This is a genomic window from Bordetella bronchialis (genome assembly GCF_001676705.1).
Taxonomy (GTDB): domain Bacteria; phylum Pseudomonadota; class Gammaproteobacteria; order Burkholderiales; family Burkholderiaceae_B; genus Bordetella_C; species Bordetella_C bronchialis.
Map to the genome: position 1 here is coordinate 1,900,477 of NZ_CP016170.1, position 12,084 is coordinate 1,912,560.

Below are 12,084 nucleotides of genomic sequence, written 5' to 3' on the forward strand. Positions count from 1 at the left end.
GACCCGATACTTAGGTGAAACTTAAGCGGCCCCGGGGCCGCGCGATCTAGGCGAAACCGAAGGGAAAGCGTACCCGCACGCGCAGCCCGCCCAGGCCCGGCGCGTCTTCCAGGAACACGGCGGCGTTGTGCCGGCGGGCGACCGCCTCCACGATGGACAGGCCCAGGCCGCTGCCCACCGCGTCGTGGTTCTGCGCGCGATAGAAGCGGTCGAAGACGCGCTCGCGTTCCGCCGGCGGAATGCCGGGCCCGCTGTCGTCGACGAGCAGGGTGACCGCGTCGCCGTGGGTCGAGATGCCCACGTCGATACGTCCCTCGGCCGGCGTGTATTTGATCGCGTTGTCCAGCAGATTGCGCGCCAGCAGCGCGAGCGCATCGGGATCCCCTTGGATCCAGGCCTCTGACACGCCGTCCATGCCGATATCCATGGCCTTGGCATTGGCCTCGGGAAGGATGTCGGAGATGGCCTGGCGCATCAACTGCACGAGCTCCACGCGCCTGGGCGCCGCCTGCACGGCCGCGGCGTCGTGGCGCGCCATCGAGAGCAACTGTTCGATCAGGCGCGACGCGCGGTCGATGCCGGTGGCCAGGCGTTCGACGGCGACACGGTGCGCGGCCTCGTCGCCGGGACGCTGCAGCGCCTGCAGTTGCAGGCGCAGCGCGGCCAGGGGCGAGCGCAGTTCATGCGCCGCGTCGCCGACAAAGCGCTTCTGCGCCGCGAAGGCCTGGCGCGTGCGTTCCAGCAGCAGGTTCAGCTCGTGGACCAGCGGCCGGATCTCGTCGGGCAGGCCGGCCTCCGCCACCGGCGACAGCGCTTCGGGCTGGCGCCGGGCCAGTTCTTCGCGGGTGCGCCGTACCGGGCGCAGCGACGCGCCCACCACCCACCACACCACCAGCATCAGCAGCGGCGCGGCCGCGGCGATGGGCCCGACGCTGCGCAAGGCCAGCGCCCGCGCGGTCTTTTGCCGCACGTCCATATCCTGGGCGACCTGCGTCACCTGGAAGGGCGTGGCCATCGCATACACGCGATACGTGGACATGCCGGCCTTGACGGTGGAAAAACCCAGCACCACCGGATCGGGCAGCAGCTTGCCGGACGCGGACTTGAACAGCCGCGCGCCATCGGCCGTCCAGATCTGGATGATGAGATTGTCGGCCGGCGCGGGCCCGGCGGGCGCGGACGGCGTGGCGCTGAGCAGGCCGTCGCCGGCGGTGAGCGAGGCGGCGGTACGCTGCAGCTGCGCGTCGAAGATTTCGTCGGTCTGCTGAAGGATATTGCGGTAGGCCACGATGCCCTGCACGAGGGCGGCCAGCAGGATGGATGCGAACAGGAAAAAAATCAGGCGGGCCCTGAGCGAGGAGCCGAGCGGAATCTTCATGTTTTGGGAATGACGTAGCCGACCCCGCGCACATTCTGGATGAAGCGCTGGCCGAGTTTTTTGCGCAGCCCGTGAATATAGACCTCTACGGCGTTGCTGCTGATTTCCTCTTGCCAGCTGTAGAGTTTTTCCTCCAGCTGCGCGCGCGACAGGATCATGCCGGGCCGGGCGATCAGCGGTTCCAGCACCGCCCATTCGCGCGCGGTCAGCGTGACGGGCTGGCCGTTCACGCGCGCGGAGCGGTCGTGCGGATCGATGCTGACGCCGGCGTGCTCGAACACCGGTTCGGCGCGTCCGGCGCTGCGCCGGATAAGCGCGCGCATGCGCGCCAGCAGTTCGTCCATGTCATAAGGCTTGATGACGTAATCGTCCGCGCCGGCGTCCAGTCCCGCGATGCGGTCGGCGACGGCGTCGCGCGCGGTGGCGATGAGCACGGGCGTGCGGTTGCGGCGCGTGCGCAGGTCGCGCAGCAGGCTCAGCCCGTCCCCGTCCGGCAGCCCCAGGTCCAGCAGGACCAGATCGTAGGGCCCCGTACGCAGCGCCAGGTCCGCGCCCTTGGCGTTTTTCTCCCAGTCCACCGCATAGTTTTCCGCGCGCAGGCCGTCGAAAACGCTTTCGCCGATCATCCGGTCGTCTTCCACCAAAAGAATGCGCATGCGTCTCTCCTTAGCGATGCTCTTGCTGGGCTGGCAATCCAGGGCGTTGGAGCCTGACGGTCATCTTAAGTTCCGGGGCGGATGTGGGGCCTGTATGCGGTCTGCTCTCGTTTTGTAACTTCCCGAAGCGGCTTCTGGTTACACCCCTGGGCTATAACGTAACGGTCATACCCCGCGTAGGCGGGCGAGAGTGAAAACGTGCATAGCCATTCCATTCCCGTCACCAGCGACAACGTCGGCAGGCATGCCTTCCTGTTCGATCTGGACGGAACCCTGGCGCCCATCGCGGCCACGCCGCAGCAGGCGCATGTCCCGGCCGAAACCCTGGACGTGCTGGGACGCCTGAAGAACCTGGCGGATGGCGCCCTGGCGATTGTATCGGGCAGGCCGCTGGCGCAGATCGACGCCCTGGTCCATCCGCTGGTCCTGACCGGCGCCGGCTTGCATGGCGCGCAATGGCGCGAGCCCGACGGCACCCTGCATGAACTTCCCGTCGACACCGCCGCGGTGGCGCGCATGGTGGAAAGCCTGGCCCCCCTGGTGGACCGTTGGCCCGGCACGCAGCTGGAACACAAGGGCCTGTCGCTGGCCTTTCATTACCGCAACGCGCCGGACCACGAGCAGGACGCGCGCATCGCCGCTGAAATGGCCATGCAACCGCATGCCGATCGCTTCGTCCTGCAACCGGGAAAGATGGTGGTGGAAATCAAGCCGCGCCACGCCAGCAAGGCGGCGGCCATCGGCCGCCTGATGGGCCTCCCGCCCTTCGCCGGCCGCGTGCCGCTGTTCGCCGGCGATGACCTGACCGACGAGGCCGGATTCGAGGCCGTCAAGGCGATGGGCGGCGTTACGATCAAGATCGGGGAAGGGGAGAGCGTCGCCGACTGGCGCTTTCCCACGCCAGCCGCGCTGGCGGGTTGGCTCGCGCTGCTTTGAGCGCGGGCAAGACAATAGAAGAAGGAGGTCGGCCTATGAGCAGATTGATCGTTGTATCCAACCGGGTCGCGCCCATCGCGGAAGGCAAGCCCACGGCGGGCGGCCTGGCGGTGGGCGTGTTCGATGCCCTGAAGCAAATGGGCGGCATATGGTTCGGATGGAGTGGCGATATCGTCGACGGTTCGACGCGGCCCGACACGGTGCACAAGGAAACGCGCGACAACATTACCTATGCGACCGTGGCGCTCTCGCGCGCGGACTACGATCAGTACTACCGCGGTTTCTCCAATGGCATGCTGTGGCCGGTCTTCCACTACCGGCCCGACCTGAGCCGCTATGACAGGCGCGAATACGCCGGCTATTGCCGCGTCAACCACTGGCTGGTAGAACGCCTGAAGCCGTTGATCGAGCCCGACGACATCCTGTGGGTGCACGACTACCACCTGCTGCCCTTCGCGCGTGCCTGCCGCCAGGCCGGCATCCGCAACCGCATCGGGTTCTTCCTGCACATTCCGTTTCCCGTCGAACCCGTCATGGCGACGGTGCCGCCGCATCGCGAGCTGGTAGAGGCCATGTGCGCCTATGACCTTGTCGGCTTCCAGACCGACGCGGACCGCCGCGCCTTCGTCGACTATGTATGCAGGCGCTTCGGCGCGGGGCGCCGCGGCGACCGCTATATCGAGATCGGCGGCCATCGCATCGGCGCGGGGGTGTACCCCATCGGCATCTATCCCGAGGAAATCCAGCAGCTGTCGCTCAAGCACAGCCGCTCGCGCCAGATCACCAACCTGAAGCAGGGATTGCAGCAGCGGCGGCTGATGGTCAGCGTGGACCGGCTGGACTACAGCAAGGGGCTGGTGGAGCGCTTCACGGCTTTCGAGCGCCTGCTGGAGAAAACCCCGGCGCATCGCGGCCAGGTCACTTTTGTGCAGATCGCGCCGCCGTCGCGATCCGATGTCGAGCAGTACCGGCAGATCCGCCGCCAGCTGGAAAGCGCGGCGGGCAGCATCAACGGCCGCTGGTCCGACCTGGCCTGGACGCCGCTGCGCTATATCAACAAGTCCTATGACCGCGCGTTGTTGATGTCCTTGTTCCGCGCCTCGCAAGTCGGCTATGTGACGCCGCTGCGCGACGGGATGAATCTGGTCGCGAAGGAGTACGTCGCGGCGCAGTCGCAGGACGATCCCGGTGTGCTGGTGCTGTCGGAGTTCGCCGGCGCGGCGGAGGAACTGGGCGAGGGCGCCTTGCTGGTGAATCCCTACGATCCGGACGGCATGGCCGAAACCCTGGACCGTGCCCTGACCATGTCGCTGCCCGAACGCGTGGCGCGGCACCGCAGCATGCTCGCCAGGCTCAACGAGAACAACCTGTCACGCTGGCGCGACCGCTTCCTGGACGATCTGCAAAGCGAAACGGTCACGCCGGAAGTCGTGGCCTGACCCGCCCCCGGCCGCAGCCGGGGCGCGGTCCCATTATTTCAGCGGCGGTGTGCCGAGATGGTGTAGCGTTCCGAACGGGCGCGGGCCATGGCTTTGCGCACCTCTTCGACGGAATCGGCGAATTCGTCGATGAAGGTGAAGAGGCCCTCCACCGAATCGAGCACGAAGGCGGCGGCCGGCATCGCCACGCGGCGATGGGCGAAGCGGGCGGTCGCGCGGGCGCCGCGTTTCAGGGCGGCCGTATCGGAAGGCGTGAAGGAAAGGCTGGAAAGGCGGCGCGAACCCATGATGGGACTCCTGGTGGAAGATCGGAACGAGCTAAAGGCGAGGGCGTTGCAATCATGATAAACACCTATTTTGATGCGTCGCAACAACCGTTTCGGAAGAAACCGGATGGCGTTGGAAATAAGCGCTTTCGTGCCTTTCCGTGGTGCGCATGCCCCAGGAAAGCCCCTGCAATGGTGCATTGCAGCGTGGCGCGGCCGCAACAGGCCTGAGCATGGACGACACCCGGGAATGGCTGGAGGCGGATGGCCGCGGCGGCTACGCCAGCGGCACGGCGTGCGGCCTGCACACGCGCCGCTACCACGCGCTGCTGCTGTGCGCCACCCGGCCTCCCACCGGGCGCATGGTCCTGGTCAATGGCGTGCAGGCCTGGGTCGACCTGGCGGACGGGCCCCAGCTGCTCACGCCCCAGCGCTATGCGCCGGACCTGCTCGTTCCCGGCGACGGGGCCCCGCCCGTCTCGTTTGACCTGCATCCCTGGCCCACGTGGCGCCTGGGGCTGCGGGACGGCCGCGCCGTGCGTGCGGAGTGTTTCGTGGACAAACAGAGCGCCCGCACGGTGCTGCGCTGGACGCTGGAAGGCGAGGGCGGCCTGGCGCTGAATGTGCGGCCGCTGCTGTCGGGACGCGACTACCACGCCCTGCATCGCGAGAACCCTGCCTTCGATTTCGCCGCGACCGTGCAGGACGCGCGGGTGCGCTGGCGACCCTACGGCGATGTGCCGGCGATCGTGGCGCACACCAACGGCCGCTATACCCACGAGCCCGACTGGTACCGGGGTTTCTGCTATGCCCGCGAGCGCGAGCGCGGCATGGACGACGTCGAGGACCTGGCCACGCCGGGCCGGTTCACGTTCGACCTGGGCGCCGGTCCGGCGGCCATGATCCTGGCCGCCGACATGGCCGAGGGCGCGCCATCCGACGACGCCCTGGCGCTCGCCCGCCGCATGGCGGGGCAAGAGGCCGCCCGGCGCGCCGCCTTTCCGGACCGGCTGCGGCGCGCCGCCGATGCCTATGTCGTGTCGCGGGCGGAAGGGCTGACGCTGGTCGCGGGCTACCCCTGGTTCACCGACTGGGGACGCGATACCTTCATCGCCATGCGCGGGCTGCTGCTGGCGAGCGGGCGCCTCGATGACGCCCGCGCCATCCTGCTCGAATGGGCCCGCTACATCTCGCGCGGCATGCTGCCCAACCGCTTCCCCGACGACGGCGGGGAGCCGGCATACAACGCCGTGGATGCCTCCCTGTGGTTCGTCGTGGCCGCCCATGAGTACCTGGAGTCGGGGCATGCCGACGCGGCGGCCCGCGAGACGCTGCGCGCGGCCATCGACGCGATCGTCGCCGGCTATGCCGCCGGCACGCGGCACGGTATCGCCGCCGACGAGGACGGCCTGCTGCGCGCCGGCGCGGAAGGCCTGCAGCTGACCTGGATGGATGCCAAGGTGGGCGACTGGGTGGTGACGCCGCGCATCGGCAAGCCGGTGGAGGTGCAGGCGCTATGGATCAACGCCCTGCGCATCGCGGGCGCCTGGGACGCGGCCGCCCGCGCCCTGGCTGGCCGCGCCTCCGCATCCTTCCTGCGGCGCTATCCCAAGCCCGACGGCAGCGGCCTGTACGACGTGGTGGACGCCGGGCACCAGCCGGGCTGCCTGGACGGCAGCGTGCGTCCGAACCAGATCTTCGCCGTCGGGGGCCTGCCCCACGCCGTGATCGACGGGCCGCTGGCCGGCGCCGTGGTGGCCCAGGTGGAAGGCGAGCTGCTGACGCCGATGGGCCCGCGCACGCTGGCGCCCGGCGATCCCCGCTACATCGGCCGCTACCAGGGCGGCCCCGCGCAAAGGGATGCCGCCTATCACCAGGGCACCGCCTGGCCGTGGCTCATGGGCGCCTTCCTGCAGGCCTGGCTGCGCGTGCGTGCCCAGGCGGGCAGCCTGGACCGGGCGGCCGTGGAAGCGGCCCGCGCGCGCTGGCTGGCGCCCTTGTATCGCCACCTGGACGCGGGCGGACTGGACCATGTGGCGGAGATCGCCGACGGCGATGCGCCGCATTCATGGGGCGGCGCGCCCTTCCAGGCCTGGTCGCTGGGGGAGCTGCTGCGCATGGAAAGCATGTTGCGCGGCGTCGTGCCCGGCGCCGCCCCGACGGAGTAAATTCGCTTTTCCCGCCTGTCGCAAGGACGTGCCATGTCGCCGCCGCGTGCCACCGCTTTATTCCAGACCATAGAAGGCCAACGCCTGGCCGAGGCCGATTCCGTCCCCTGGCGGCGCTGGGGGCCTTACCTGAGCGAACGGCAGTGGGGCACGGTGCGGGAGGACTATAGCGAATACGGCACCGCCTGGGATTACTTCCCGCACGAGCATGCGCGCAGCCGCGCCTATCGCTGGGGCGAGGACGGCATCGCCGGCTATGGCGACGACCGGCTGCGCTGGTGCCTGTCGCTGGCCTTGTGGAACGGGCGCGATCCCATCATCAAGGAGCGCCTGTTCGGCCTGACCAATGCCGAGGGCAATCACGGCGAAGACGTCAAGGAGCTGTATTTCTACCTGGACGCCACGCCCACGCATTCCTACATGCGCATGATGTACCGCTATCCCATGGCGGCCTTTCCCTACGCCGACCTGGTTGCCGAGAATGCGCGCCGCGGCGTGGACCAGCCCGAGTACGAGATCCTGGATACCGGCGTGTTCGATGACCGCCGCTACTTCGACGTCACGGTGGAATACGCCAAGCACACGCCGGACGATATCGTGATGCGCGTGACGATCGAGAATCCCAGCGCCGAATACGCCACGCTGCACGTGATGCCGCAGCTGTGGGCGCGCAATACGTGGTCATGGGACGGCGCATCGCCCAAGCCCTCGCTGCAGCGGGTGCGCGACGGCGATGGCTGGGCCGTGCTGGCGCGGCACCCGGCGTATGAACCCATGATCGCCACCGTCCAGGCACCGGACCCGGTGCAATGGCTGTTCTGCGAAAACGAAACCAATGTGCGGCGCCTGTTCGGCAGCGAGGGAGCGGGGCCGTTCAAGGACGGCATCAACGACTACATCGTGCACGACATCCAGGACGCCGTGCGCGAGGACGCCGGCACCAAGGTGGCGGCACACCGCGTCGCCTGCCTTGCGCCTGGCACGCGGACCAGCATGGTGCTGCGCCTGCAGCCGCAGGCGCGGCGCGATGCGCAGCCCCTGGATGCCGAAGCGCTGATCGCCCGGCGGCGCGCCGAGGCCGATGCCTTCTACGCCTGCCTGCAGCAGGGAATAGAGGATCCCGACGCCCGGCTCGTGCAGCGGCAGGCCCTGGCCGGACTGCTGTGGTCCAAGCAGTATTACGAGTTCGACGTGACGCGGTGGCTGGACGGCGATGCCGCGCAGCCGACACCGCCGGCGCGCCGGCGGCGCGGCCGCAACGCCGAGTGGCGCCACCTGTGCAATGGCGAAGTGGTATCGATGCCGGACAAATGGGAATACCCCTGGTATGCGTCCTGGGACCTGGCATTCCAGGCGACCGCGCTGGCCCTGGTCGATCCGGTCTTCGCCAAGAACCAGCTGCTGCTGCTGGTCAAGGACCGCTACCAGCACCCCAATGGCCAGCTTCCCGCCTACGAGTGGGCATTCGGCGACGGCAATCCGCCGGTGCATGCCTGGGCCACCTGGCGCGTCTATGAAATCGACCGCGCCTGGACGGGCGAGCCGGACCATGCCTTCCTGGAGCTGATCTTCCACAAACTGCTGCTGAATTTCGGCTGGTGGGTGAATCGGCGCGACGCCGATGGGCACAACATATTCCAGGGCGGTTTCCTGGGCCTGGACAACATCGGCATTTTCGACCGCTCCCAGCCCCTGCCCACCGGCGGGCACATCGACCAGTCCGACGGCACCGCATGGATGGCGGCCTATGCGCTGGACATGATGCGCATCGCGCTGGAGCTGGCAACGGTCAACAAGACCTTCGTCGATATCGGCGTCAAGTTCTTCGAGCACTTCCTGTACATCGCCGAGGCCGTCAACAGCGGCGACGAATGCGAAACCGGCCTGTGGGACGAAGAGGACGAATTCTTCTACGACGCGCTCCACCTGGCGGGCCAGGACAGCATGCCCATGCGGGTGCGGTCCATCGTCGGCCTGATCCCGCTGTTCGCCGTGCAGGTGCTGGAAGAAAACGTGCACGGGCGGCTGCCGGGATTCAAGGAACGGCTGCGCTGGTTCCTGCGGCATCGCCCCGACCTGGCCAGGCTGGTATCGCGCTGGACCGAACCGGGCAAGGGCAATTCGGCGCTGCTGTCGCTGTTGCGCGGGCATCGCATGAAAGCGCTGCTGCGGCGCGCGCTGGACGAAAGCGAGTTCCTGTCGGACTACGGCGTGCGCGGGCTGTCGCGGTACCATCGCGACGCGCCCTATGAATTCCACCACAACGGGCAGAGCTTCTGCATCCGCTATCTGCCGGGCGAATCCGATTCGCGGGTCTTCGGCGGGAATTCCAATTGGCGCGGGCCGGTCTGGCTGCCGGTCAATTATCTGCTGATCGAGTCGCTATATGAATTCCATCGCTATTACGGCGAGGATTTCCGCGTCGAGTACCCCACGGGGTCGGGCCACAGGTATTCACTGCGGGAAATCGCCGACCTGCTCGCGCAGCGCATTACCCGCCTGTTCCTGAAGAATGGCGACGGCGAACGGCCGTCCATGATGGGCTATCCGCTGCTGCAGGCCGACCCGGCCTCGCGCGATCTGGTGCTATTCCACGAGTTCTTCCATGGCGATACCGGCCGTGGCCTGGGCGCGTCGCATCAGACCGGCTGGACTGCCCTGGTGGCGTTGCTGCTGCAGCCGCGCGGCGCGATGGGCAGCGGCATTCTGCCGATGCTGGAACCCACCGACCAGGAAGCCGAGGAAGAGGCCGCCGCCGCCGTGGCGCGGGCCCGGGGGCAGGCGGTCAAATAGGTGGGGACGTATCCGGCGGCGATAGCAGGCCGCGCGTCTCCAGCAGGTCGTGGATGTGCGCCAGGCGCAATTCCGGGTCGGCCGTCAGCAACAAGTCCTGCTTCATCGCCGGCGCCAGGGGCAGGATTTCGCTCCAGCGGTCGGCGACCCAGCCGCATTCGTCCAGGCGAAAGGGCGGAACCACCGGCATCAGGGCCGTGGGCGTGGCGCGGCGCTGCAGGTCGGCGATCAGGGCGCCCAGGGCGTTGGCGCAGGCTTGCAGTTCCTGCGGGATCTCGCGCGCGGGGTCGTCCGGCAGGATTTCGATTTCGCCCGTCCACAGGCCGAAACGCCCTTGCTCCGCGGAGAGCAGGCGGAAACGGCGCGTGCCGGCGCAGACGATCTGCAGCAGGCCCGGCATGGGCGCGGAGGATTCCACGATGCGCGCCAGCGTACCGGCGCCGGCCAGGACTTCCTTGCCTTCCGGCGTGCGGACCTCCTGGCCTTCCAGCAGCGGCACGACGCCGAAGGCGCTGCCATCGGCGATGCACTGGCGCACCATGTCCAGGTAGCGGACTTCGAACACGCGCAGATGCATGATCCCGTCCGGGAACAGGGCATTGCCTAAGGGGAATAACGGGATGGAAGCCATGCGGCATGATGGCACAATTGACCGCTGCCCGTCGCCTGGCGGGACTCCCGCGTCCCCGGCGCGGGCAGCGTGGCCGCCCTGGCGCCTGTCCCACTATCGCCCTTTCCGGATGACCCCGCCTACATCGCCCCTGGCACGTTTCGCACGCCGTATCCTCGAACTTTGCCTGCCCGCGATGCTGGCGGTCCTGCCGATGGCCGCGCCCGCCACCGCGCACGGGCAGGGCGCCGCGGGACAGGACGCCCGCCAGCGTGCCGCGCCTGTCGCGGACGGCCCGCCCGCGGCGGCCCTGCGCATCGGTTCCAAACGCTTCACCGAGTCGTACATCCTGGCCCAGCTGCTGGCGCTGCAGGTTCGGCAGCGGACCGGGCAGGCGCCCGCCGTGTCGCAAGGGCTGGGCAATACGGCCATCGTCTACCAGGCCTTGCGCAGCGGCGGCATCGACCTCTATCCGGAGTACACGGGCACCATCGCGCTGGAGATACTCAAGAGCGACAAGCCGCTGTCGATGGACGAGATGCGGCGCGGCCTGGCGCCCCTGGGGCTGGGCGTGGGCATTCCCTTCGGGTTCAACGACGGTTATGCGCTGGCGATGCGCGCCGCCGACGCCGATCGGCTGGGTATACGTTCCCTGAGCGACCTGGCGCGGCATCCCGAGCTGCGCCTGGGGCTTTCCAGCGAATTCATAGGCCGCGCCGATGGCTGGCGCGGTCTTGCCGCGCGTTATGGCCTGCCCCAGGTGCCCACGGGGCTGGACCATGGCCTGGCCTACGATGCCATCCAGAAAAAACAGACGGACGTCATCGATATCTACACCACGGACGCCAAGATCGACGCGTTGGGTTTGCGCATCCTGGACGACGACCTGAAGTACTTCCCGCGCTACGACGCCGTGGTGCTGTACCGGCTCGATGTGCCGCGGCGCCATCCCGAGGCCTGGGCGGCGATGCAGGCCCTGGCGGGGACGATAGACGAGCACGCCATGATCGCCATGAACGCGCGCGCCGAACTGGATGGCGCGCCGTTCGACATCATCGCCCGCGAACGGCTGGCGACGGCGGATGCCGGTACGCCTTCCGCCGCCGGCACGACGTCCGCAGCCGGGGCGGCTGGCGGGTCGGCGGGAGCCGCGGGCGCGGCCGCCGCCGCGCAGCCCGCGCGCTATGGCTTCTGGAACAAATTGCTGGGCCCGGACCTGGGCCGGCTGGCCTGGCAGCACCTGATGCTGGTGACGTTCGCCGTCGCCATCGCCGTCGTGGTGGCGGTACCCGCCGGCGTGTTCGTCCATGGGCATCGGCGGCCGCGCGCGGTCGTGCTGGGCATGACGGGCCTGTTGCAGACCATCCCGTCGCTGGCCATGCTCGCCATCCTGATCACCGTGACGGGCCGCATCGGCGCCGTGCCGGCGCTGCTGGCGCTGACGCTATATGCGCTGCTGCCCATCATGCGCAACACGGTCGCCGGCCTGGACGAAGTCTCTTCCGGCATGCGCATGGCCGCCACGGCATTGGGCATGACTACGCGGCAGCGCATCATGCTGATCGAACTGCCCCTGGCGCGGCCCACCATCCTGGCCGGCGTGCGCACGGCCACTTCGATCTCCATAGGCACCGCCACCATCGCCGCCTTTATCGGCGCGGGCGGCTTCGGCGAGCGCATCGTCACGGGGCTGGCTTTGAACGATGGCCAGCTATTGCTGGCGGGGGCGGTGCCGGCGGCCGCCATGGCGCTGGCCAGCGAGCTGGTGTTCGAGGCGGTGGACTGGCGTTTGCGCCGGCACGCCGCCGCGCCCCCGGGCTTGGGCGCCTGAGACGCGC

Annotated in this window: 9 protein-coding genes; 5 read left to right on the forward strand and 4 right to left on the reverse strand. The window is 68.5% G+C overall.

Annotated features, from left to right (window positions below; genetic code table 11):
• Positions 1-46: 46 nt before the first annotated feature.
• Together BAU06_RS08485 and BAU06_RS08490 are read right to left on the reverse strand one after the other, a co-directional pair.
• Complete coding sequence (locus tag BAU06_RS08485) at positions 47-1,378, reverse strand: ATP-binding protein (RefSeq protein WP_066347006.1); 1,332 nt, start codon at positions 1,376-1,378, stop codon at positions 47-49.
• Positions 1,375-2,034, reverse strand: a complete 660-nt coding sequence (locus BAU06_RS08490) for a response regulator (protein ID WP_066347010.1) — start codon at positions 2,032-2,034, stop codon at positions 1,375-1,377. The genes BAU06_RS08485 and BAU06_RS08490 overlap by 4 nt, the downstream gene beginning before the upstream one ends.
• A gap of 198 nt (positions 2,035-2,232) precedes the next feature.
• Here BAU06_RS08490 and otsB point away from each other — a divergent pair, with 198 nt between their 5' ends.
• Positions 2,233-2,970: a trehalose-phosphatase gene (gene otsB / locus BAU06_RS08495; RefSeq protein WP_066347011.1), complete on the forward strand. Its 738-nt coding sequence runs from the start codon at positions 2,233-2,235 to the stop codon at positions 2,968-2,970.
• Positions 2,971-3,005: 35 nt separating this feature from the next.
• Positions 3,006-4,409 carry an alpha,alpha-trehalose-phosphate synthase (UDP-forming) gene (gene otsA, locus BAU06_RS08500; protein ID WP_066347015.1) on the forward strand — a complete coding sequence of 468 codons (1,404 nt, stop codon included), beginning with the start codon at positions 3,006-3,008 and terminating at the stop codon, positions 4,407-4,409.
• Between the two features lie 38 nt (positions 4,410-4,447).
• On the opposite strand, the gene BAU06_RS08505 is transcribed toward otsA, so the two are convergent.
• Entirely contained in the window at positions 4,448-4,696 is a 249-nt protein-coding gene (locus BAU06_RS08505; protein WP_066347018.1) for a hypothetical protein, read from the reverse strand.
• Positions 4,697-4,908: 212 nt separating this feature from the next.
• Here BAU06_RS08505 and BAU06_RS08510 point away from each other — a divergent pair, with 212 nt between their 5' ends.
• Complete coding sequence (locus tag BAU06_RS08510; protein ID WP_066358481.1) at positions 4,909-6,843, forward strand: amylo-alpha-1,6-glucosidase; 1,935 nt, start codon at positions 4,909-4,911, stop codon at positions 6,841-6,843.
• A 33-nt stretch (positions 6,844-6,876) separates the two neighbouring features.
• On the forward strand, positions 6,877-9,636 hold the full coding sequence (locus tag BAU06_RS08515) for an MGH1-like glycoside hydrolase domain-containing protein (protein ID WP_066347021.1): 2,760 nt from the start codon (positions 6,877-6,879) through the stop codon (positions 9,634-9,636).
• Here the strand turns inward: BAU06_RS08515 and BAU06_RS08520 are convergent.
• Positions 9,629-10,267 carry an LON peptidase substrate-binding domain-containing protein gene (locus tag BAU06_RS08520; protein WP_066347024.1) on the reverse strand — a complete coding sequence of 213 codons (639 nt, stop codon included), beginning with the start codon at positions 10,265-10,267 and terminating at the stop codon, positions 9,629-9,631. The genes BAU06_RS08515 and BAU06_RS08520 overlap by 8 nt on opposite strands.
• 109 nt (positions 10,268-10,376) lie before the next feature.
• Between BAU06_RS08520 and BAU06_RS08525 the strand changes: the two genes are divergently transcribed.
• Positions 10,377-12,077 carry a glycine betaine ABC transporter substrate-binding protein gene (locus BAU06_RS08525; protein WP_231934019.1) on the forward strand — a complete coding sequence of 567 codons (1,701 nt, stop codon included), beginning with the start codon at positions 10,377-10,379 and terminating at the stop codon, positions 12,075-12,077.
• Positions 12,078-12,084 lie beyond the last annotated feature (7 nt).